Raw genomic sequence first — 24,571 nt, forward strand, 5'->3', positions numbered from 1 at the left:
TGAATCTACATACAAAAATAATATTCGAGATACCCAATAAAAAAGGCTCTTTTTCAAGAGCCTTTTTAAAACATTATTAATACCGCTATTTGTATGTAGCAAGACCCATATGCTGAGATTTATCGCTACGTCCACTAAGGCTTTTCGGGCAGTGGGAAACATCGGATGAGATAGCGCGAAACATAAAATGAGATTTGCATTCCCAAGTACCAGCACTACTGATTGTTGAAGCCTCACTAGCTCTGAACTCCCCCATCAACGACCTCCCGTCACGCACCATCTACTCCCAGAATATCAAAAACCTTGCCGCGTGCGTATTGCGAGTTTCACGCTATAACACTCTCAATTTTCCCGAGTTCATTGCAACTACCAATTAGTCTTCTTTCATATTGTCTCATAACCTCTACGAGAAGCAATTTTGACATTGTTGATTAAGACGTTAGATTTGGAGAAGCCGATGCCGACATGGTCAACTCGTCCCGTAACCCAACAAGGGGCACTCACTCTCTCCGAATGGCGCGTAATGGAGTTGCCTGATGGTGAACGACACCTCGTCGGTTATTGCCTAGAAAATAAAGAGGGCAGAGTAAGCTCACCTGTAGTCGATTTAAAGCAAAGAACCCTACAAGTAACGACAAGTACCGGCCGTCTTTATCTACTTAGTGGAGTACCCGGACATAATTCAGACTCGATGTATGTGTGGGACCAATGGATAAAAGTGTATTTCATTGAATCTTGGAGCGACGTCACTGATTCTGTCTGGAATGAACATCTTCGTCTACGGCCCAACGCATTGCCCTAATTGCGCTCGAGCTGATGAATACCCATCCATACTTTCGTCGCTTCATCTATCTGGATTTCGATTCTGTGCTTCATCATGACTCTGTTTATATCCACCCTACAAAAGGTATTTACATGCGTGAGCCAGGATTCACGTTATTTGAGTGGATGCCATTCCTAGAGCAGTTACTGGAAGCTCATCCGGATGTAGGAATTATTTTGTCAACATCGTGGGTGCGGGTGAAAAGCTTCAGCTATGCGAAAAGCAAGCTTAGTTCAGAACTACAGAAGCGCGTGATAGGTGCAACTTTCCACAAAGGTCATATGAATAAGGAGCTATTCGCTCAGCTCTCGCGAGCAAGCCAAATTCTTGGTGATGTTTCTCGTCGTGGCTTTGGAGATGAGGACTGGATAGCCATTGATGACGAAGCAGAAGGATGGCCACTCATGTATGCCAAGAATCTAATTCGCACCGAATGGGCAGGTATTAGTGACCCTGAGGTCCAGGCCGAGTTAAACATTTGGCTGAACAAAGTGACCAAAGCATAGTTGGATAGGAAAAGTATAACTGTTAGACAAGCCTCACTTTTCAAGCAACATAATCTCGGAAGAATATTTTTTTATTATTCGTATTTGCTTTAAATCTTTCAATATATTCAAACAATGCTATTCACAAAGGGCAAGCCGAATTGCTATTACTCGTCGTTCCAAGTCATTTCTGTATTCGAAGCTATATTAATTTGCAGCGGATTTTCTTCGTTTAATCTTTCTAATAACTCAATGATTTTAAAAGCGGGCACACCAAAAATTGTATTGTCTTTTCTGTACTTCAAACCTATGCCTGCAAATCTAAAGCTATCTTCCAGATTCGGTTTCAAATTCTGTTTTTTTGAGAAATAATACAGCGCTCCGCCACTCATTCCTTGAGGATGTGGGCCTGTGCTTACGAGACCTTTGTATTTTAAACTTGTGTTGTTCCTGTTGTAACTACCAGTTATTTCAATATTGTTATTTGTATTAATTTTGGAAATTATAGTGAAGTACCGAGCATTTTTAAAAAAGGTCCCGCCTACATCAGAATGTATGTATTTATCTCGTAGCGTATCCGAGCTGATACTGTTGTGAACTACCTTAGATATACACTGACTTACCGGAAACCCTGTCCATGCAAAATGTTTTTTCTCAAAGCCAATTAGGCTTTTTTCTTCCAAATCAAAATAGTTTTTATTTTCTAAGCGCTGATTAAAGCAATCCACGACCCCGATATCTTGTTCTTTAAATATTTGATAGCCAATTGCAATTCGAGCCAATGGAAGAAAATTCCCATCGGTGCCGAAAGTATTCAGCTTTTCAAATTCTATATCATCTTCTAACGCATGGGCCGCGAACAATATGTAGTGGTGCCCCTTATATGTCACTAGCGAACCCGTAGATGAAAATACATAGGTGTTTAATTCATCTTTGACATACAACGGAATCACAAACCTTTGGGTTTGCTTGTCATAGTCGTCAGATTTATAGCTGAAATCAGCACTCATTTTTTCTCTGTATTGATTGAAGTGAAGGAAAGAAATCGCATGCCTCTAAATATCTATTTCTAGAGCAGAAACTACCTACGCGAGACTATAAGCATCGTTACTTAACCCAGAATTTCTGAAACTCTGCGGACAGCCAACCAATTTAAATTTTCTTTGTCTATTAATCCACAAACATTAGGGCTGCCGAAGCAGCCCTAAAGAATGCCAAGCGTGTGCGGTTAATAAATCTAGATGGCAATCAGCTCGGCGATTTTTTCCGCGACTACCGCCATTGAATCTTCCGAGGTGTCCAGACCTGTTCGAGAAGCTAACAAGGGGCTGACATTGCGGAGTGCTACATACGTAGTATTGTGCACGATTGGAACTAGCTGGTTACCCGCCAGGAGTGCCGAAAGCTCTTTGTCGGCGATGCCCTCTTTTGGGAGGCGTAACAGCAGTGCAGGCGTCACCAGCACAAGCCCGATTCGCGAATTCGCCAAGCCTTTGTCAATGGCGCGCATCATAGGCACGCCAAGACCAAGGTCCTTCTCGCTGAACCACACTTTGACACCAGCGGCTTCGAGCAAATCATGCAGCTCTTTGGCTGGCCCCTGCCGGTCGTCCCACGCGTGGCATAAAAAGACGTCACGAAGGTCAGGTTGCGCCGCTGCTCGTGCCTCGATAGTTTCTCGGATTGGCATGAGTGACTGCACTTGGGCATACGTATACGACACGGACGAACCCGCTTTCGACCAACGCGGGCGTGAACTACTGGTGGACCCACCGCCGCTGTTGCTGCTCGACGAGGAGTAGGACGGGGAAGAATATGACCCGTAGCCGCCGTATGACCTTGAGCGGCCACCGCATGCAGGGCAGTCGGCTCTAGCGCTCGCAGTGCGATGGCCACGCGATGGTGCAGTACATCTGGACATGAGGTAGCCTTTAATTTTTGTAATAATAAGAGTTAATGAAATGCTAGGCTCAATTCCACTCAATTTGTTCAATTCGCCTTCTACTAGGTTAATGTAGATTGCTTCACAGCACATACCATATTCATGGCTTTAGAATATCCGCATCGACCCAAGGCGGGACATTCAGTTGGCGTGTTTTGGTCTGCCCTATACCTGGCATCAACACTATTGCGAAATCAAAACCAATACTTCCTGCCAATTTCCAGTTAGTCCTGTAGTCAGGTACTTCGTCGCAAAAATCCGTCGCCATTTTTCCCCTTCCTCTATAAATGGGAGATGAATAAAATCAACTCTCCATTAACCCTTTGAGGAATTATCATGACTAAGCCGCAAAAATCTCCGAACGAACAGCGCTCCGACGCAAAAAATACCAACCCTGGTACCACTGGTACCAACCCAATTAATGCCAAAGTGCACGGGCTTCGGGGAAAGCAACTTAACCCAAACCAAAAATAACCAACTGTGGGTATGTTTGTGAGGGAAACCGAATTTTTGGATTTGAGTATGAATGAAACAATCGGATTTCCGACGCTTGGAGAGCTGGTCCAGTTCTCATACGATGCCTTTGGTGTTCTCCCTCGCAAACGTAGTTTGGACAACGAAATTAACGAGTCGAATAAGAAGTCCATTCAAAAGGCATTAATTCGGCTTAAGAATGAAGAAGGCGACATCAATGAAAACATGGGCTCACTCATAAAAGACCTCAGTTTTCTTATCGCGGGCCATATACCGAACCCACGCGTGTCGCTAGCTATTGGCGAAATTCTTGCCGATATCGAGGAGCTTTATCTTTCGGTGCTCCAAAGCGAAGGCACGTATTGGGATAAGAAGAAAACTATTCAGTGGGTTATTTCTGACCACCTAATTTCAAGATTTGCCTTTTCTCTCCACCGCAATATGTTGTCTTTTAACGTGGCTGCAGGTGGACTCAAGATGCCTGACGGTTACTGGTTCTTACCCATATTTTCGGATAAGAAAATCACCATGCCGCTAGAGACTGTTATGCGATGGATATATGGACAATGCGAGTGCACTCAAGCGAGCTTTCATTGCCCACAGGGTGCTTTGTCACAAGAGAATTTCGAACAAAGCAGACGATTGGACAATGCGAAAAACTGGATTAAAAGTAGGAAGCCGCCATCGCTTTCAGGATTAATGTGGAACTTCAATGAAGGATTCAAAGCACTCTCTGGCAGCAAAGGCGAAATGCCGACAATTACGATTACTCCTCAGATGAGGGAGAGTTTTAGCATTGCTTTAGTTTTAGGAAGAGCGAGCTCGTACGTTTTTAATGCGATTCTGGAGAATTTCGGCCGTGCTTATGCTGAGGAAATATGTTCTCAGTTTCGCGAACAATATGCTCATGCGGAAGAGGAGTTTCACGACTTTAAAGTCGGCAATGAGCAATACGTTGCAGACGAAAAGTTTTCGCTAATAGAGGCTGATAGATTTTGGGCCGAGGAGACTGAATTGTTTTGCAAAGGTTATAGAGACAACATGGCCGAATACAATGCTTTTTTCAGAAGTATCCCGTTCGAGATGCATGGCGAATGGATTGCCAGTGAAGCAAAAAGGGACCAACTTATCCAGCAATTCGGGAAGTTAGTTGTCTCTGACTTGGTTGGGCAAAGACAGCGGTCCGCTAATCGTAATGAAGTGCCACAGGCATTCTGGATTTGTCTCGGAAAAGGCTTGGAATTGAAATCAAATCCTCTAGTGTCGGCTGAGGAAATAGAGTCCCTCGAGCAAGAGGCGAAGGCGGCTAGAGTAGACAAATTGCTAGGATGGCTAGTGCCATGGCTTCGGGCGAATCGGTATTATCGGCTAGGAGAGTCAGCGCTTGCCTTTCACGAGATTGAAGATGCTTTTTTCAAGGCGAAATACTGTGCTGGTGGAAACCAACGCACTGTGGTTAAGCTCTTCGTCAAGCTGGCTGCACGGAACAAGAAATGGTCCGCATTCAAACGCGGAGTTAGCTGGGCGGCTTTTATAAGACTAGATTTTCCGTGGCTACGTAATGGACTTCCTTCGGACGATAAGATGAAATATCTCTTCGAAGAAATGGGAGTTCAATAAACGTCTGCCAACATCTTTTATTTGGCTATAGCGACGTCCGCTTTCGACCCAAAGCAGACGTTAGAGAAATAGAAAAGTCGAGTATTTTAAGCGGACCATAAATCACAGGCGATAGGTCAACTTTTTCTCGGAGCTCACGGGCTTGTTATGCGGTATTCATATGAAAAGACAGGCGGACGTCTGCCGGTAGGACGTCCTTGTGGGATACCTTATTAGTCATTAAATACAACTGCACTAGTCTTTAAAGTATGAAGGGTCCGCTCGCTCGAACCAAGAGACAGCCTCCCCGGTGTTGCCTTGGTCTAGCGCAGCCATCACGTGCGCCAAGCCACCAATTGCGCTGTCGCGCGTGATTTCACCTTCTTTGTACCAGTCAAGGACCTTCCTCAAGAAAGAATCCATTGCTCTATGGTCTTTGTCACTCAGCCTGCTGTTATTTGCCATCTCAGCACTCCCATTCATCGCCGTTCAGCTTCGCGAGAGCGTCGTCGAGCGCCGCCTCTTCCGTAGCGAAAGCTGCACTCGCATTGCCCACCGGCCTTCCTGCATTATCAACTTGTCGCCAAAGCCAATTCGTCCCGGACATTGCCACATCGACGATGGCAAAGTACCGCGACATGAACCCAAGCTTCGTTGGGTGTGGTTCAGTAAGAACCATTGTGTGCCATGTCATAATTTCTCCCGATTGACCGTCTAAGGTTATATGGATTAAAAATTTACAAGCATAGGCACGAGATAGCGTCTTGTCTACATGATATTAAATGTCATGAGCGTCTTCATCAGATATCAACTGAGGGTCGCGGGAGTGCCGTAAGGGGTACTGCTAAAATCGGAAATTACACACAGGAGTTGATGATGAACAAGTTAGCTGAGCACGATAAAAGAGTCGTTTGGTGGGAGAAGAGTGTCGAGTACACATTCATTGCCGAGATGGTCAGCAAAGAAATGTTAATGTGGGTAATACCTCTCGCCGGGAATGCTGAGTCCGCGCTTTCAGATGCGGTATTAAGCTGGGACGATAAACTTTTTCTCATCGAGTTCAAGCGGGACGTCGAATCGTTGAAATCAGAGCGTAAAAAGTACACTGTTGCGACAAATGTAGAAGCGCAGAAGATTGCATACGAAAATGCTAAAACAACCTTGGCGCAATACAACGGTAAAAACGGGCACGGCTTAATCTTCGGGGAATTCGATGAAGAAAAGTTAAAGTTACTCGCAGTACCGTACTGGAATAATGAGAAGCCTCTCCAAGCAGATGAATGGATTAGCAATAACGGCGCCACCCCTAAAGATTTCGACAATTACATCAAGGAGCTGTGCATCTTGCGGTTCGCTATTTCGGGCGAGAATGGTGGGGCAACCGGCTCACGTTCTTTCGTTGTTGGTGTCGGCAAGAATGGCAAGAACTTCACACTAGAGCTAGATGAATACATCAATCTCCGACCAGCTTTGAGGAATGAATTGATAGAGGCTATTGAGATGAATTCGGAACCAGAAACGCCTAGGTTTAATTTCTGAATAACACAGTCCCTGTCTGTTGACGAGCTAGTTAGCTTCGGAGGTGCATCCTAAAATATTCAAAGCAAATTGAACTGCTAAAGCCAAACATATTAAGGCTTGGTGAACGTTTGCTTTTGGCCGATAGCGGGCGTCTGCTATCGACCCTAAGCAGTCCTTGATAATTCACACATCTGCCGCTCCATACTGCGACGTTCCATCCTTCCGTAAAAAATTCTGCTTTGCATCACAAATGTATCGCAAAGCACGGCGCTTTCTTTCTAGTCATATCCCATAAATATGGGACGCAAAATATATTGTCAATACGAAATAGAGCTTGGTTATTTCGTTTAAGATAAGGAGCACTTTCAACGGGAGGGAACTAGTGAAATCATTAATTCCGCCCATACCCTATCAAGTCATGATTTCCATCAAAAATTCAAGTTCGCTAGTCGATGTGGAGGATGAAAATCATTCACTTGATACAGAAAACGAAATTTCATTAAAACTTCCGACATCTCTTAAACATGGAGGTGGTTTCGGAATTACAGCGGCTCTAATTCAGCTAATAGCTAAATTCAGTCGGATGAACACAGACTCAAAGCTTAGTATGCATGCTGCATCAGCAAATGAGCAGGGGCTGCATACTCTCGCGCAGGAGCCTTATGGTATGACGGCACTGTATTTCATTCCTACTATTTCATTAGGACCAGACTCCAATCTTGCGAGCAGGTCGGCATTGGAACATGCAGTACCCCGAATACGTGCTATGCAGGAGGGTAATTTTCTAGACTCGATGCATGGCCGTGGCGCATTTTTGAGTTGTTTTGCTGGAGCAAAAAATGAATTTCTGTTGCCGTTTTATTCGCGTGGAACTCGGGATTCTTTAAGAGGGCGTGAAGAGTTCTCAAGGTTGACTGAACAGTTGATAGATGCATGTGCGCCCACAGCGCTTCGCCAGTTACCTTCGCGACACATTAAAGCGCTGTCCCTATTGGTATACGAGCTTTTTCGAAATACTGACGAGCATGCTCAAGACGATGTAAATGGAATTCCTTATCGAAGAAATGCTCGAGGCATCCTTGTAAAACACATTACTTATAGCGGGGAATCTTTATCAGCAAATGCTACGGGCCAGGACATTAATCAAAATATGTTCATGCTTCGAACACTGTCAAACCAAAAACGACACACAGACACAGATGGCAATGTACGCTCAGCATCGGACGTTACGTTGATTGAACTGACCGTATTTGATACGGGCCCTGGGCTAGCCAAGCGATGGTTAAGCAAAACTAAACCAGACCTCGAAATGAAGGATTTGTCTGTTGAAGAAGAGGTGGCATTAGTTAAGGCTTGCTTTACGCAACATGCGACCACTAAAGATAACTATGAAAGTGGGCACGGATTAGATTTAGTAGTCAATTGCCTGCACGAATTGAATGCTTTCTTAAGATTAAGGACTGGTCGAGTTTGCCTAGTTCAAGACTTTTCAGCCACATCTACATCAAATTTTTCCCCGCGTCATTGGCTTAAGGAAAGACCCCTGCTTTCGGCGGTTCCTGGCGCGGCATATTCGATTGTTATTCCGCTGTCGCGAGGGAAAAATTGAAAAATTTCTTCGCATACGAATGCAATATCGCTTCACTCGGAAGCCCCAAGAGAGATTTCTATTTCCTTTTCAAATCTCCAGGGACTATGAAAGACGGAAATCTCTCGGACGCAATTGAGGCATGTGCCGGAGCAGTATTAGCACCAGATGGCATTGCTATAGTTTGTGTCGAAAACGAAGTCCAACTGTTGGCCAACGCTCTTAATAATGAACCGGGTCTTATCCAAGCTGCTAACAGACTGAAAAAACGCATAGCGTTATATATCTGTTCTGTAGATGCCGCGGGAGAACTTCGTATTAAGGCGAGCATTCGCAATTCTGAGAAAACAGACAAATCCCTATTGCATAGCGCCACTAATCGAATTTTCGACGCCGGCTTGTCAAAACTCTTTAGTGCTCACCATGTACTCGTAACGGCTCCGTCGGGATTTGCATTCGTTAAGCCATCCGGTGAGCGTTCAACCAGATTTTTACGTGCAGAAGATGCGTTGACGGAAATAGAAAACGTTCATTTTCTTAGTTTCGCTTTACTTCGAAAATTAAAGAAAAGAGATGATGCATTAAAAAATCCCATTGATGTAATTTGCATCGATACGATGGCTATTGCGGCAGTTGCTTATGCACTAAGTGACCTTTACTGCACGTTACTTAATAAACCGCGCCCAAGAGTGGTTAGTTTCCACTCTCACGAAGGGCTAAAGGATTTTGACTTTCCTTTGTATGGAACGTCACTTTGTATTATTTCGGCGTCTTCTTCCTTGAGGCTTGAAAGGCTGTGGAAAGAAAGGAGCTATTGCCATCAAACGGAAACACTTACTCTACTAACATTTGATTCAGCGACGGATTCTAAGGGGGCGTTATTTTCCTTAAAAGATGACAGGTCTTCAACTAGAGTAAATGAGGGATTACGAGATATAAGAATCGCTGGTGAGCGATTTGCACCTGAAGACCTTAAGCCAAAAAAAATTCTGCTAAAAAAAATTGCTCATGCTTCTAAGAATGCATCCTTACTCGCAAACCATTGTGCAGACCGTAGATTCCTTGCTATGCAAGGTAAGAATGCTGGTTCTCATTCCAAAGTACGTCCGTTATTTATTTACGGGGATGGTTTGGTAAATCTTCCAGCTTTTAGTAATTATCTAAGAAGAATCATCTGTCAAAAGGTCCCTGCATCAGTTGGCGCGATTGTGCATCAGGACGATACATTTTCAGCCGTTGTGGCAAACAAATGTGCGGAGATACTGGGCCCATTTCTTCAATCTGGAAATCCTCTAAGGGTCATTAACCACTCTCAACTAGATAGTTTGAGCGAACCGCTTGATAAAGATAATGCATTACTTGTTGTTGCAGCAGTTGTGGGAAGAGGTAGCAAGCTTCTTTCAATTAGCAGAGATTTACGAACTTTACATACCGGTGCGAAAACCTACCTCATAGGTGCTCAGATTGCAGAATCTGACCAGCAAATTACATCGCTGAAATCAAATTTAGGTTATTCCGCTGAGGGGTCGGTAATCAATGTAGAGACGTTTGCTAGCGTTGCTATTGGAGAATCGCTATCGATGTCCTACAAACGTGAACATGAGGCACTTTCACAGCTTCCGCTTGCAGAAATCCAAAATGAGCTCGCTATCCGTGTTGAGCACTTATTAGGTACGACAACAGGCATTCAAAATAACGCACTACTTCCAACAGGCGCTTCTCTTGTAGACGAGCTCTTTTTGCGACCAGATTTTGCATATTGGGATTCTGGATATGAAGCGGGCGTACATTGCACTCCATCAGTTTTAATGACAGTAGCGGCAATCCTTCAGCAAGCGCGAGAATCTAAATTATTAGGTCACGAAAATCGATTAGGGACCGACGCTTTTCAGCAAGTTGTGTTGGACCCTGAAAATTTTGCTCGATATAACGATGGCGTGATTCAAGGCGCGTTATTACGTGCTGCACTGCCTGGCGAACTGGATTACTCATCCGAACGCGAAGCTAGTCGATATATGGCTGATTTTATGAGCAAAGTGTTTATCCAACACGAACAACCTCAAGGTGAGGCAGCTCTAGAGTTTGCTCTTGCTTGGTACACCGGAGTCCTAAAATTAGCCAAAGAACATGCTGATGAGATGGTTGCAAATGTTAGTCAGTCGCTCATAGGAGAGTCCGCTATAAAGAGCTTACTTAGAATACTCTTGCGAATTGACATGCCTCCGCAATCAAGTTCGGCCTTACCTGCCGGATTTTAAAGAGCTTTGTAAAGAACGCGTAAAAACATAAAAACTGATGCATCAAAAATCATTTTTAAACGATAAGAGAATGCATGACTTTATGATGAACGAGTCACAATTTCAATCTATCGCAAATCGGCTTATGACAGAGGATGGTTTGGTACCATTTAAGCATTTACACGTGAGCATTGAAGCTGGTAGGTACCACCTTTCCTTCGCAGAAAATTCAGACATCAATGTTTTCCCACTTCCAGAATCAACCTTCATAACAAACTGCTTGGTAGAAATGCCACATCTATGGTCGCTAGCTCAAATCCGTGTAGGCCATCATCCACGGATTTTTGGGTCAGCTCCTTCCTTCGGACCGTCCTTTAAACAGGCATTAGAAATTACCAAAAAAGGCGGCCACACTAAGTTACAACATGTTCTTCCAGAGACCTATCATGAGGGGAGATGTGACTCATTATTAGTGCATTTATGTAAGGTCGACGACATACGCGGAGAGTTGTTGCAATTGGAGGCGTGGCAACATAAACCAGGCGACGTTCATGCTTGCTATTTGCACGCACTATCTCCGGACTTCGAAGCACATGTAGTCCATTTCGATGGTGCTAGGATTATTTATAATGACGCAGACTTGAACACCCTTTTGAACGGAAAGAAAACAAAAGGTCATCAGTACACTAAATTTTTTCGCTTTGATGGTGAAATCAGTATCGAAGATATGCATATTTTAGCTAAAGCTTTTCTTCCCGGCACTCAGCTTTATAGCGAGGCATTGCAAATCAATGTGGTGCCAGATGATATTGGACTGGATTGATTTGTTCAGCTTCCACAACCAGATAATTCTCCGTAGTAGCGGCCTGAAATTTGCATTTTCTTTACTGACAATTGCCACTTTTTGACCGATTGTGGACGCTTCAAAGTCATCGGCTCAAATATTCTGTTTCCGTCTTTCTCTGATTGCCTGATAAGTATCTTTAAGTAAATGTGGAGCCCCACGGTTAGCATACTCATTACAAATTGACTCTGCTTCATCAAAAAGTCCAGCCTCAGCAACAGATTCAACCAAGTCGATTAAATCTTTATGGTCGAAATCGGGCACAAATTTTTCCAAAGCCTTTAGTAATACATGAGTGACTTCTTTTGGATATTGTTTTGAAAGCCGTGATAGTTCCTCAAGTAAAAGATTACCTTGGTAGCCTACTTGAGCATGGCGTGCCGCTTCTGTCCAATTCGCCTCAATTTCCGGAGTAATTTTAGTAATATAAACCGCAAGTCGGTTTAGCGATGATTGAAGCGCCTCGCGCTCAGAAACACCATTTCGGATGGTTTTCGCTATCTCTGACCAAAAATGAAGAATCTTATGACCAGCGCCATTTGCAATTCGCTCCTTATTGCGCATCGTCCAAAAAAACCAACAGAGCTTTTTCAATGGCTTTTCGTTCAATCCATATACAAGTTCGCCAAGGATAGAATTAATAGTCAGCTCTTCTTTTCCTTCGAGATACGCCAAACCTAGGAACTGGACCGCTTTTTCTGTAACTCCACTAGGTAAATTCTCAAGAAGAATCATTTTTCTTAAATGCCCACGTTCTTTCAAGGAATTGTAAAGCCAATCATATACATAATTTTGATATGAAAACCCGTGCGCGGCTGCACGCCAAGCGGTCTGACTTGAAATTGAAAAAATCTTATCAAAATTTAATTCAATCCAACTTGGATGTAGGTAATGAATGTTGGCGCAATACATACCCGCCAGAGCTGCAAACTCATTATTGAGTCCAGCATCACAGGTTTCAATCTCATGATTAAGTATTGGCGACAATAGTTCTTGAATCATTAATTTTCGCGATTCATCTTCATGATTGCGACGACGCAATTCCAATGCCAATTTAAATGTTGATTCGATTAATTTTCCTCTGGGCGAATTTATCGCACTTGAAACAGCATCGTTCTTATCTCCCAAGACTTCGGGGTCAAGTAAAAATAAGAGCGTTTTGAATAGACTAATAAAATCGATTATTAAATTGTCTTCAACTTCACGAGAGGAATCAGAAATCGATGCTTGTGCCAAATCGGAGATATCAGAAATAACCCAATTTATATTTGGGTCATGATTCCCATTGTCGACGGTTCGAATATCGCGCGCGAATGCTGGGTCCTTCACTAACGTCGAAATGAATAAAATGGTTTCGTGCCACGGGATAGAACGCTTGTCATCAATCCAGCGCTCCTTGAGCCCCTGTAATAATCCATGTAAATATGCTCGATGGACATCATTAAAAATAGGGAAATATTCTTGGAAAGCTGAATCACTAGAGCGGACCGCTGCAGTTAGATTAGACGCCAAACCACGATAAGAAGGTGCATCCCCCCACCCATTTGATACCGGTACAAAGCTAATCAAAAATTCATGTAACTCTTCTGGCGTTTTGGCAATTATGTCGTCACTTGTAATTGGACTGCGGTCTTGAATCCAAGTTGCTCCCGATGAGTACAAATGAAAATCAGGATGTTCTCTAACATTACCAAGTTTTGAAACAAGTTCTTTGTACTTGTAATCAACCAATTTATCTCCCTGACCAACAGCTGGGTGCAAAAGGTCGCGACGATGAAGTTCTTCATACTCTTTGTGGTCTCTTAATCCACTCTCTTTTACTGAATAGTTATCGACAATATCGATAAATAATAATTTTTCATGAGCTGTGAAGCGTTTAAAACACTTATTTACAAACCAGTATATTTCATGCCAATACTGGATTTCATCGAACCAAACTGGCTTGTGCATCTTCCAAAATAGTTCTCCAAAAAGTCCGTAGTGTTCGCCACAGATATAAATTCCTATCCTGACAAGTGAAGGGAATTCGGAAGCAAGTAAATTTGCTATTAATTCTTGTGCTTGTTCCGGACTAGCCCGTACAGCACCCATAGCGCTATCTCGAACACCACTGATGATTAAGTGGCGGTAATCGGAATCAAAGCTATCTTGTTCGTGCTCTTCTATTGCCTTTCGCCAAATGTAAGTAGTTCTATCGGAATGAGAATCTTCCAAGCATTCCTGATATCTCTTGCAAAGCATTTTTACAATCTTTGGGCCGCATTTTTCACCTAACTTTTCAGCATTGCTCAGAGTAGCTTTAAGGTAGTGGTCGTTGATAACTCCTACATTTTCGAATCTCATTCTTCGTCCTTCTTTGAATGAAGAGCTGTGAGTACAGTTGTTAATGCAAAAGCTTTGTCCCAGTCATCAATTGATGAACTTTCAAGTAAGCGTGGCAATAACTTCTCTCCAACTTCATGTCCCACCATGTTCGACTGAAAGCGTGTATCTAACCAAACTTCTATCAATTGAATGTCGTCTAGTCTAATTGCCTGCAAAGGAAGATTAGAAACGACAGTTGCAAGAGACCAAAAAGTCCTCCAGTTATCAATTTTTCTCGCCACTGAATCTTGCGTAATGTTACGAACAATTTCAATAATGCGTTCTGCGTGCACAAGACTTGCATGCCCCGATATGAGTTCCAAATATCTCAATGCCGGCCAACCTTCAGCCTGATAATTAGTTTCACCATCCTTCTCAATTACTGTAACCCCTGGGTTATTGCTAATATTAAAATAATCGTCCTTATCTAAATCCTCGAACCAAACGATGTCTTTCAGCGAGTTTAAAAAGTAAGGAATTAACTCAGGTCTTTTCCGTATGAATTTAAGCGCAGCTTCTCTTTGAATGAATGCATCACCAACTGAAACGTATCGGTCTATTTGAGTTAATAAATCAATTTGGTTTGGTTCACGCACATCTAGTAGCGGAGCCCAAGACCTAAACACCTCGATTAGCTCTCCGTAGCCACGCTCATCAATACAATATGGAATGACACCAACGCCACATTGATTTTGAAAAAACTGTGATAAAAACTTTGTTTGTTCTTTCTCACTGGACCTATGCGCGTAGAGCATAAAATGTCTGGGCTGGTCCTTGTTTCCACTCTCATTCAATCGAATGATATGGTCGAGTATTTCAAGTTCCGCGAGTCCGTAACCAACGAAGAGAACTGTGTAGTTACGGAACATTTCCGTCAGCAACGTCGTAATTCTGGCATCCGCATAATGTTTGATGTAGTCGCGTAGCGAAACAATCATCGTTTCAGGTTCGCTATATGAACCATGAAGGTGTAAAACTGCTCCCCGTTCCTTGAGCTTTTCCGAAGTAATTTGCTCCGGACCGAAATAACTTTTTCTTATTGTCGGCTTACTTATCGCGACCTTCGAGTAATCATTTCCAATTTCAGTTGAAGAGACTTTTACATCATCAAAATCAAGCCACTTATCATAATTAGTCGTCACAAAAACAGGTCTGAGCTCAGCGAGTAATTTATATAAATCTAGGCCCGGTTGTTTAACTTCTTCGGGATGAAAGATTTCGTCGTAATTAATCGTAATATTCGCTTCGCGAGCTATGTCGATTGCAATAGACAATGTTCTCCTTGAGTCGCCAATTGACCGTAGTTGCTCTGCCTCCAGAAAATTAAGTTTTCCAGCGGCTTCAATTTTATTTACAACTAAGTTAGCGAAACTACGCCAATCAGGACTACCGCAAAGCATCGATGCGCCCGCACCTACAAATACAACTAATTCACCGTGTAGTGCCGCGTCTTTGATAATTTGGTTTGGAATGTATGAGTCTAGCGATATGCCATTCATTACTGAACTTTCAAAGATACAAAAATTTGCGAATGGCATACTCGCAAAGGCAGAGTAAAACCACAGTTCAGGTTAGCGATGAATACATGCATCGCATTCATTGTCAGCCGTTCGCAGTGGAGCAGAAATGAGATACTTCGATTGATACAACTTTAGCTAACATTCCAGAATGTTCCTTAAGCCGGTACGAACAGGTCTTCACCGGCCCGTGCCCCTAGCAACGCCAGTCGACCAAGGTCAGAAATTTGAATCAGTCCACCTCGCACAGAACCATTGTGCAATTGTTTCGCGCCAACTAGTTTAACGCCGTGGAGCAAGCGAGACAACGCTGATGCTTTCGTGTCCATGGCGCGCGCAAGGTCCGCCAATCGGATGTAGCTTTGGCGGAACGCTAGTAACTGATGCGGCAACACCACGCGACAAGTCTGACCGCGAAGTTGAATTGATTCATATGCCAACATCCCTTCCTCCATCCAGTGAGAGATAGACTCCCACTTCCAGCCAGTGGCTTTAGCCAGTTGCTGAATCGACATACCTGCCTCAAGTAGCGGTGTGCCGAAATATTGCGACACATCGGCCCTCCGGAATGAAAATTCGCCCAACGTTCGAGCACATGCGATGGCTTTCACCTCTCCATTCGCTACAGCCTTCATCAAAGACTCAATGGCATGCTTGTCGCCCATGCGACGGCTGGTAAACTTAGCCCAAGTAGTTGAAGCATCATCAGTTACTGCAGCAGGCACGACCTGTCGTTCTACATATTCATACAACTCCGAAATCGAGAGGAGCTCTACCGGGCCACCTTTCATGATGTCTTCACGCCAGCGAATATCTGACCGGATTACACCTGCAGCTTTCATGCGTTCAAGTACGACAGCTGTGACATTAGCTATCTCACAAGCCATGGTGTCAGATATCCAGCCAGCACGTTTCTGTTGAATGCGCTCAATCTCTACACACGGGATTTCGTAAACTTGGCCACGCGTACCTGTGCGTTGCTTGCGGTTCTCGCATTCACCTGTCTGAAGCGATTGATGCAAACGTGAAACGCTAATGCCAATCGCTTTGGCAGCGTCGGGGGCACGCATGTATCCGGTCGAATCCTCGGCCATAGTTTTGGAGGAATCTAGGCCAAGTACACAATCGGATTTCTCTGCCGCTACGTCGATGATGATTTGTAGAAGCGGCTCCATTGTCGTGTCCTGGCAGAGCTTACGCAGACTGATATACCAATCACCCAGCAGGGTATTTAACGTGCGGGCATCTTTGCGGCCAGATGCAATACGTTCTTCAACATGATTACGAAAGCCAGTTGGCCAATCAGCCAGCAAAGCTTCGAGTGGTGCTAGAAATTTGACTGACTCAGCAACTGATTTTGGTAATGCTGTGTTGCGTGGTAATCCGGATAGTTTCGGGTCTGGGTGCAGGCATAGTGTCCGGATGATTTTCACCAACACATCGATAGTCACGCCATGAATAATCGGCTTCACGTTGCATAGTTGTCGGTCATTGCTCGCAATGTGCGCCGATAGCCACTGCTGTGAAAGATTCGCCTGTACGCGCGGTAGGTCGCCTAGGTCATGCCCACAGGAGCACAAGCCTATGTAGAGCCGCTCTGGGGACAAATGTTGCCCGCATGCGTTGCATTGGTCGACCAATCGCAGTCTGTGCTGCGGACAGGCTGTGACATAGTCGTGCTCCCAATGCTGACGTATGTAAGGGAATTCAGCTATGCACGCCGGACATACTGCATCAACTTTGGCGCGATGAAGGCGCCCCCATTTGCGACTGAGTTCTTCTTTCTGTCCAACGGATTCGGTCCACTCTGGCCTCAAACCCAGATTACGTGCGACGTCCTCGGTGCGCATGAGCAATGCACGGCGACTACGTTCAACACCGGCTGTGTCCGTCAAGTTACGCCAACAAAAAAGTGCATTGTCAGCAGAGAGCCGACGGTAGTACCCCATTCCGGATTCGTCCTCGTGGGGTGCATAGGTAATGAGAAGGCTCATCGTTTTTCTCCTAATTTTTTACGAACTGGTATGGACGCTGCATTGCTGGTCAGAACATGCACATACGCTTGCTTAAGAGCTGCCGGTGCCACATCAATGTCTTCGTTAGCTGCATCCTGGAAGGCAAGTAAATGCGGCGACCCTGCATGGCTAACATCATCCAGCGCTCTTTGACAGTCTTCGTATGTAATGGCGCGCGGCGCTTCGTTTGTCATTGAACTTGCGAGCTCGCGCATGAAGTCAGCAAGCACGCCGATTAGGCCGCCCGTGAGCAGATAACTTTGTTGAGTCAGTACGCGAGTGCTGACGCCAATGGGATAACCGGCAGCATTAAAAAGACGAGCATAGTTAGCGACACACGAAATGTATGCCTTCATTTCCTGCAAATCGCTCGCGTCATAAGGTAAAAAAATACGTGCAGGACAGGCTCGGCGACGCAATTGTTCATTCGCTTTAAAAAGTAGTTCGAGTTTTGGAATACCAAAAAGAATCAGCGTCAACTTTAGTGTGTCGGACAAAGTCTTAAGCCAATCACTTGCCGCACGAGGAGGTACTCGAGAACCTTCATCAACAAGATGTGATATCTCGTCAAAAATTACTACACGTGTATTCGCTATTCGAAGTTGCATGACCATCAAATCGAACATTGCTCCTGCCGTCATACTGCTACGAACTTCAAGGCCTAATGCTCGCAATACACTTTTCGGAAGCAGTTTGGCTGTAGCGGATTGCGGTACTTCGACGACCAAAACTGGAATGCTACGGCGCCCATCAGTAAGCTTATGAGGATAGTCGCGCGAAAGAGTCGCGATGAGTGAAGACTTACCAACGCCACTTGGGCCTGGCACGCGAGTGATTTTAGGCGCGAAGCCATCGAGAGCATCATTGATGCGCTGTTTAAGCGCAGTGAGATGCGCCACGAACATCGGATGTGGAAGTTCGCAGGTCTCGATATCGCGCCGAAGTTGTTGAGCGGGTGTCACAGCAATTTGTCTCCAGTTGTTCTATTTACTATAGTCATCAGCGGCGCATCTTCGTAAGTAATCGCGGTTGCCCCAGAGTCTTCAGTGAGCAATGCAGGATTGTTCGAAAGTGGAGCACCGAATGGCCCTTCCGACGAAATTGGTCGGTTAATGCTCCGTTGGGTAGCCGAGTGGTTTTTCGTCAAACGAACGGTTTCCTGATTTTCTTCGCGTTTGCTTGGACGTTTGGTTTTCATTCCTTTTTTACCGGTAACCTCTTTATCAAGGTCATTCTGGAATTGGACCTTTGCGTCTGGCATTTTCCAGTCAAGCAAGCCATTTTTGAATTTGTCTTTTGCTTCCGCAAAAGTCCAGGCAGGCGTATCAGGCAGGACATGTTCGTTCGTTAGTGCAACAAGAGGAAGGTCATCGCTCTCGTGCACATATACCTGGCGGAAGTCATCGGGGTTGTAGATGACATGGAGTTGTCTATGGTCGCCGTACTTGGCAAGCAGATACGAAATGACTTCGCCCTTATAACGAAGACCGTTCACCGTAATACCTGACTTAGCACTTAAAGCACAATGGTCGTGTTCATAGAGTGCGGCCATCCATTCTTGGCGTGAAGGTGGCATCGTGACTGGATATCCCATCTCTTCAGTCAAGTGCTTCAAGCGTTCTAACGGCGTCTTACCTTTGATTGATTCGACCAGAAGTTCATCCCAACGGTGACGGTCAAGAGGAGTATTGGCCCAGCTCTCGTAAAGCCACCTTACAACCCACTTTTCAAGTGCATCGACGGTAATTAGCTCGTCGCCCAGAGCCTCCGGGTCACGCTTACCATCCACTCCCTCGAAGCGGGTACATCCATCAAGACGCTGCAATGCCTCTTTCAGTGACTTGTTCAGGCGTTCAATGAAGGGCTTACCTTGTGCTTCCCTCGCTTTACAGTGCTTTACATCCACTTCAAGCCTATCAAGGCGTTCGATACGTCCTCCTTTTGTCTCCGGTCCATTATCAAAAATGACCTGAGAAGGGGTTCCATAAATGTTTTGCGCGTCCATTACGCCCAGTTCCTTAAAGCGAGCCTCCTTCGCTGGCGTCAGATACATCTCGAGGCAACGCAGCGAATCCTTTTCGCTCGGTGAGCCGATAACGAGATGCCATCCAACTGGATATCCAGTGCATACATCAATCGCTAGCACTAGATAAACGGTTCGGGCAATACCATGGGGTGTCAAAACAACGAACGGGAGATGCACCGCATCCTGCTCGATACGTGCGAACAAAAAACCTGCCCTGATACGTCGCGTAGCTGTTGATTTTCCCGCCACCCTATTGAGGGGATTCATCCTGTCATAATCGGCGTCGACGGTGAGCCCGCGAATTATCGAAACTACGAATTTGCGACTAATGGAATGCTTGGAAGCATGGAGGCAACGCCTGCGTGCCTCAAGATTGACATACTTAGTCAAATCTAAAACTGTCCATTTAGATTCGGTAACCAAAAACTGTTCTTTGACAAGCTCTTCAACAAACTCTACGAGTTCCTTGGAATATCTAGCATTCGCATTTCCTTTGTTCCTATCGCCTTTGAGTACTGCCAGTCCAAGCTGCTGTTTTTTGTGAGCTCGGAATAGGGTTGCTCGAGAGGGGAACGACTTGGCTACCAGTTGTTCTTCGCTTTCCTCTATATAGGTCTCACGTGCGAATGGAATTGCTGCGTCGAAGGACACTCCAAGCTTCTTTTGGAAGCCATCTATGCTCCTTAGTATGCGGTGCAGAAAACGAACTTTGGCTTGCAACTCTTCGTTATCGTATTGGGTAGCTATACCGACGCGCGCCATCCCTTGTCGATGCAATATCAAACGGCCGGATGAAATACCTGCCCGGATTTCAGCTTCATCGACATAGCTCGCCTCGCGTTTCTCTACATCAAAAATTTCGATAGCACCCGCATGGATTCGGCCATCCAATACTTCGAAGTAGCTATCCTGCTTATTGGAAAGCATCAATCGGTCGCCGGGACGGAGGTCGGAAATCACGACTGAAGCTCCTCAATTAAAAATAGATGGCTTAGGTCGCCGTATGCAGCGGACAGTTCTAATGATGCTCCTATGCGGCAATGAGCAATGTCTGCCTGCAACGCCCCCGTAGCGAGTAGGGGTGGAATCAAATTATTGGGAATCTTGAGGTCTTCGCTCAATGCACGGAGTAAGACCGGGCCTGATTCGCAGTAGCTCTCCACACGCGCGATAACGTCCGGCTTAAGAGATGTACGCACACGGGATATAACTTGCTTCAGCAATTGAGCATTGATGACTAACGGGTGCCGTTCGTCCGCCGGCACAATCACCGTGGATAGTGGAAAGCAGTACGCGTCCATGATTTTCTTCGCGCGCTCAATTTTTGCCCAGTATTTGTCATCCCCTTCGTATCCCTGAAGTTTTACTTCGTACACCCTTTGAAGACCATCAATCTGTACGGTAGAAAAATCCGGTGTGTATTCACATTCTCCATTGCGACCGCCGCGCGTCTTGCGCGCCTCCGAAACTTCTTCATGAGTAAACAGAAGTCGTTCGCCGACCAAGTCGACTGTGAATGGTTGTGGCTTGAAGGACCTCACTCTCGGGTCAACACACAGGATGTGTGCGACTAACCGCTCGGCTTCGGATTCAACAGTAATGTGTCCTCCGGCTTTTTCTACGTACGTACCAATGCGCGCTTTACCGTATGTTCGCGCCGTGAAACGAACTGCAGCATTAGTGGGTCGGCGGCTACGGACACCATAGGTGGGTGAAGTCTTCATTTGGCACCTGCGCTAAATGTCGAAAGAGGGTGTTTCCTCAATGGGACGGCGGATAATGTTTTGTTCAGCAATTCGTTCTCGCAAAAAATGATTAGCTGGAACGTATATGGGTAACTTGTTGGCATCCGTCGTATAAGACGGATAATGGGGATGAGGGAACGTCTGGCAGCAAGAAATAAAGGTCGCTTAAGGAAGATGGAGGTGCAATGAACAAACTGGTAAAGGAGCATGTTGAACAGGCTCAACCGTATGAGGCCTGGGAAGACACTGCGAAAGAGTTGATTGAACTTGAGATGAGGCGGCGTGGAATTGGATACAAGCAGCTTTCCCGTCAACTCGAGGAGCTGGGCATCCATGAATCGCCCGACCAGATAAATCGAAAAGTTATTAGAAAACGTTTCAGCGCCGCTTTTTTGGTCGCGTGTTTGCGCGCCATGGGTGTTGAAAACATTTCTCTTATATAAAAGACGGGAAGTGCAGTCCGGGAAGTAAGCTGCCCGTTCCGTTCGATTCGTCCTGCGCCAGACCTTTTTCATCGTTAGCTCCGCGTCCGTACCCTCTCATAAATAGGCGGTGCTACCGAACGTGCGGTCTTTGATACTAAATAAGGTCGTAGTAGAACTATGCGCCAGCGTTGCACCGACACGGTCTTACACCCTAGTCAATGGCGACAGGAATTTCAAGTTGTATGGTCAAACCAAATGCAAAAAGGCCACCTAATGAGGTGGCCTTTTTCACTTCTTACGTGATATTAAGAACAGTATTGCGTAGCTATCAACATGCATCTGTCGATAAATATCTCAACAGATGCGTCTCAAAATCTCAGCTTATGGCTCCTGCTACATTGTAAATCAAATATCAATATTCCCAGCAGATAGCGCATTCAACTCAATAAACGCACGACGTGGTTCAACGTCATCACCCATCAAAGTCGTGAAGATCTGATCAGCGGCAATCGCGTCTTCGATCTGCACTTTTAACAAGCGGCGCACGGTTGGGTCCATGGTTGTTTCCCACAGTTGCGATGGGTTCATCTCGCCCAGACCTTTGTAGCGTTGCTTGCCGACGTTGCGTTCTGCTTCGCTGCGCAACCAGTTCATCGCTTGATGGAAGTCGTTGATGCCGATGGTTTTGGCTTTTTCGCCGGCACCGCGCTGAACCATTGCGCCTGTACCGATCAAACCCTTGAAGGTTGCGGCGGCAGCGGCGAGTACGGTGTAGTCGGGGCCGGTGACGAAGTCAGCGTCGATGGCGCTGACTTTGACGTTGCCGTGGTACATGCGGTTGATGCGCAGTGCGTACTTGTCTGCCAGTTCGTCGTACTTGGTGTGCACGGTGACCGATGGCTCGTTGATGCCATCTTGCAGGCGCTTGGCCGATGCTTCTGCCGCGGCGCTGTCGCTGAGGTCGAGCGTGACGCCGGTCATGATGGCGGTGAGTGCTGCGCCATCGACTGCGCGTGTGAGGCGGTTGATGATGGCGTTGGCGGTGTTGTATTGACGGACCAGCTCGGACAAGGCGTCGCCGCTGATCGGTGCTGCGCCTTCTGATGGAATCAGTACCGCGTCGTTCAGTGCGATCTGCATCATGTAGATGGCTTCTTCTGCGTCATCTTTCAGATAGCGTTCGTCCTTGCCGTGCTTGACCTTGTACAGCGGCGGTTGCGCGATGTAGACGTGGCCGCGCTCGACCAGTTGCGGCATCTGGCGATACAGCAGCGTGAGCAGCAGGGTGCGGATGTGGGCGCCGTCGACGTCAGCATCGGTCATGATGATGATGCGGTGATAACGCAGCTTCTCGATATTGAATTCGTCCGCGCCGATGCTGGTGCCTAGCGTGGCGATCAGGGTAGTGATCTGTTCGCTGGCGAGCATTTTTTCAAAGCGGGCTTTTTCTACGTTCAAGACTTTGCCGCGCAGTGGCAGGATCGCCTGAAACTTGCGGTCGCGACCTTGCTTGGCGGAGCCGCCCGCGGAGTCACCTTCGACTACATACAGTTCGCACAGGGCTGGATCTTTTTCCTGGCAATCGGCCAGCTTGGCGGACAAGCCGAGGCCGTCCATGATGCCTTTGCGGCGGGTCAGGTCGCGCGCCTTGCGTGCTGCTTCGCGCGCACGTGCGGCTTCGACGATCTTGCCGCAGATGATCTTGGCGTCGTTTGGTTTTTCTTGCAGGTAGTCGCTCAATGTTTTGGCAACGATCTCTTCAACCGGGCCGCGCACTTCGGACGATACCAGTTTGTCTTTGGTCTGCGAGCTGAACTTCGGTTCAGGTACTTTGACGGACAGGACGCAGGTCAGGCCTTCGCGCATGTCGTCGCCGGTGACTTCGACTTTGGCTTTCTTGGCGAACTCGTGCTCTTCTATGTACTTGTTGATGACGCGCGTCATCGCGGCGCGCAGGCCGGTCAGATGGGTGCCGCCATCGCGTTGCGGAATATTATTGGTGAAGCAGAGCACTTGTTCGTTGTAGGCGTCGTTCCATTGCATGGAGACGTCAACGCTGATGTTGGTGTTCTGGTCCGACATACGTTCGCCGGTTGCCTGGAAAATGGTTGGGTGCAATACGCTCTTGGCTTTGTTGATGTACTCAACGAAGCCACGGGTGCCGCCTTCAAACGCAAACACTTCTTCCTTGCCGGTACGCTGGTCGGTCAGCTTGATGTTGACGCCGTTGTTGAGGAAGGACAGTTCGCGGATGCGCTTGGCCAGAATGTCGTAGTGGAACTCGACATTGTTGAAGATTTCTTCATCGGCCCAGAAGTGGACTTCGGTGCCGCGCTTGTCGGTTTCGCCGACGACCTTGATCGGCGAGACGATCATGCCGTCTATGGTTTCGACTTCGCGATTTTGCGGTACGCCACGGACGAATTCCATCTCGTGCTTTTTGCCATCGCGACGGATGGTCAGCTTCAACAGTTTGGATAAACCATTAACGCAGGACACGCCGACGCCGTGCAAACCGCCAGAGACTTTGTATGAGTTTTGATCGAACTTACCGCCTGCGTGCAATTCGGTCATGACGATTTCTGCAGCGCTGCGTTTAGGCTCGTGCTTGTCGTCCCATTTGATGCCGGTCGGAATGCCGCGACCGTTATCGGTAACGGAAATCGAATTGTCGGAGTGGATGGTGACGTGAATCTCGGTGCAATGACCGGCCAGCGATTCATCGATGGAGTTGTCCAGCACTTCAAACACGCAGTGATGCAAACCGGTGCCGTCCGACGTGTCGCCGATATACATGCCCGGGCGCTTGCGCACCGCTTCCAGGCCTTCGAGGATCTGGATGGATGATGCGCCGTATGACGCGGAAAGCGCGGCTGGCGATTGCGGGGTGTTGTCGTTAGGGATCGCGGACATGGCTACCTTTAAAAAACGGTTACTTGGTTATTGCGCAAAACGAGGGGAGTGGG

16 protein-coding genes are annotated in these 24,571 nt (G+C 46.3%); 7 read left to right on the forward strand and 9 right to left on the reverse strand.

The window, feature by feature from the left end:
• The first annotated feature begins 816 nt into the window (after positions 1–816).
• A complete protein-coding gene (locus tag ACFQO0_RS06475; RefSeq protein ID WP_382233197.1) occupies positions 817–1,329 on the forward strand; it encodes an HAD domain-containing protein in 513 nt (170 codons plus the stop codon).
• A 146-nt stretch (positions 1,330–1,475) separates the two neighbouring features.
• Here the strand turns inward: ACFQO0_RS06475 and ACFQO0_RS06480 are convergent, their stop codons facing one another.
• A complete protein-coding gene (locus ACFQO0_RS06480; RefSeq protein ID WP_382233199.1) occupies positions 1,476–2,318 on the reverse strand; it encodes a hypothetical protein in 843 nt (280 codons plus the stop codon).
• Between the two features lie 227 nt (positions 2,319–2,545).
• Positions 2,546–2,998 (reverse strand): toll/interleukin-1 receptor domain-containing protein, encoded by a 453-nt coding sequence (locus tag ACFQO0_RS06485; RefSeq protein WP_382233200.1) that lies wholly within the window; start codon positions 2,996–2,998, stop codon positions 2,546–2,548.
• A 774-nt stretch (positions 2,999–3,772) separates the two neighbouring features.
• Between ACFQO0_RS06485 and ACFQO0_RS06490 the strand changes: the two genes are divergently transcribed.
• From ACFQO0_RS06490 to ACFQO0_RS06510, 5 genes are all read left to right on the forward strand, one after another.
• The gene (locus ACFQO0_RS06490; RefSeq protein WP_382233201.1) at positions 3,773–5,344 is read left to right on the forward strand and encodes a hypothetical protein; all 1,572 of its coding nucleotides are present in this window, start codon (positions 3,773–3,775) and stop codon (positions 5,342–5,344) included.
• Between the two features lie 852 nt (positions 5,345–6,196).
• Positions 6,197–6,862, forward strand: coding sequence for a hypothetical protein (locus ACFQO0_RS06495; RefSeq protein ID WP_382233202.1), 666 nt, complete (start codon positions 6,197–6,199; stop codon positions 6,860–6,862).
• 364 nt (positions 6,863–7,226) lie between these two features.
• A complete protein-coding gene (locus ACFQO0_RS06500; protein ID WP_382233203.1) occupies positions 7,227–8,453 on the forward strand; it encodes a hypothetical protein in 1,227 nt (408 codons plus the stop codon).
• An 86-nt stretch (positions 8,454–8,539) separates the two neighbouring features.
• Positions 8,540–10,690, forward strand: coding sequence for a hypothetical protein (locus tag ACFQO0_RS06505; RefSeq protein WP_382233204.1), 2,151 nt, complete (start codon positions 8,540–8,542; stop codon positions 10,688–10,690).
• A gap of 37 nt (positions 10,691–10,727) precedes the next feature.
• Positions 10,728–11,492 (forward strand): hypothetical protein, encoded by a 765-nt coding sequence (locus tag ACFQO0_RS06510; RefSeq protein WP_382233205.1) that lies wholly within the window; start codon positions 10,728–10,730, stop codon positions 11,490–11,492.
• Between the two features lie 114 nt (positions 11,493–11,606).
• On the opposite strand, the gene ACFQO0_RS06515 is transcribed toward ACFQO0_RS06510, so the two are convergent.
• The 6 genes from ACFQO0_RS06515 to ACFQO0_RS06540 form a co-directional block, all read right to left on the reverse strand.
• Positions 11,607–13,856, reverse strand: a complete 2,250-nt coding sequence (locus tag ACFQO0_RS06515; RefSeq protein ID WP_382233206.1) for a hypothetical protein — start codon at positions 13,854–13,856, stop codon at positions 11,607–11,609.
• Positions 13,853–15,376, reverse strand: a complete 1,524-nt coding sequence (locus tag ACFQO0_RS06520) for an SIR2 family protein (protein ID WP_382233207.1) — start codon at positions 15,374–15,376, stop codon at positions 13,853–13,855. The genes ACFQO0_RS06515 and ACFQO0_RS06520 overlap by 4 nt, the downstream gene beginning before the upstream one ends.
• Positions 15,377–15,552: 176 nt before the next feature.
• A complete protein-coding gene (locus ACFQO0_RS06525; protein ID WP_382233208.1) occupies positions 15,553–17,388 on the reverse strand; it encodes a TniQ family protein in 1,836 nt (611 codons plus the stop codon).
• Positions 17,385–18,371 (reverse strand): TniB family NTP-binding protein, encoded by a 987-nt coding sequence (locus ACFQO0_RS06530; protein WP_382233209.1) that lies wholly within the window; start codon positions 18,369–18,371, stop codon positions 17,385–17,387. The genes ACFQO0_RS06525 and ACFQO0_RS06530 overlap by 4 nt, the downstream gene beginning before the upstream one ends.
• Positions 18,368–20,395: a transposase gene (locus ACFQO0_RS06535; protein ID WP_382233210.1), complete on the reverse strand. Its 2,028-nt coding sequence runs from the start codon at positions 20,393–20,395 to the stop codon at positions 18,368–18,370. Before ACFQO0_RS06535 ends, ACFQO0_RS06530 begins: the two co-directional genes overlap by 4 nt.
• On the reverse strand, positions 20,392–21,159 hold the full coding sequence (locus ACFQO0_RS06540) for a hypothetical protein (RefSeq protein WP_382233211.1): 768 nt from the start codon (positions 21,157–21,159) through the stop codon (positions 20,392–20,394). Before ACFQO0_RS06540 ends, ACFQO0_RS06535 begins: the two co-directional genes overlap by 4 nt.
• Before the next feature lie 206 nt (positions 21,160–21,365).
• Here ACFQO0_RS06540 and ACFQO0_RS06545 point away from each other — a divergent pair, with 206 nt between their 5' ends.
• A complete protein-coding gene (locus ACFQO0_RS06545) occupies positions 21,366–21,623 on the forward strand; it encodes a DUF6471 domain-containing protein (protein WP_382233212.1) in 258 nt (85 codons plus the stop codon).
• A 387-nt stretch (positions 21,624–22,010) separates the two neighbouring features.
• Here ACFQO0_RS06545 and gyrB read toward each other — a convergent pair whose 3' ends face one another.
• Positions 22,011–24,518 carry a DNA topoisomerase (ATP-hydrolyzing) subunit B gene (gene gyrB, locus ACFQO0_RS06550; protein WP_382233213.1) on the reverse strand — a complete coding sequence of 836 codons (2,508 nt, stop codon included), beginning with the start codon at positions 24,516–24,518 and terminating at the stop codon, positions 22,011–22,013.
• Positions 24,519–24,571: the final 53 nt, after the last annotated feature.

The sequence above is a fragment of the Herminiimonas aquatilis genome (genome assembly GCF_042665175.1).
GTDB classification, from domain to species: Bacteria; Pseudomonadota; Gammaproteobacteria; order Burkholderiales; family Burkholderiaceae_D; genus Oxalicibacterium; species Oxalicibacterium aquatilis.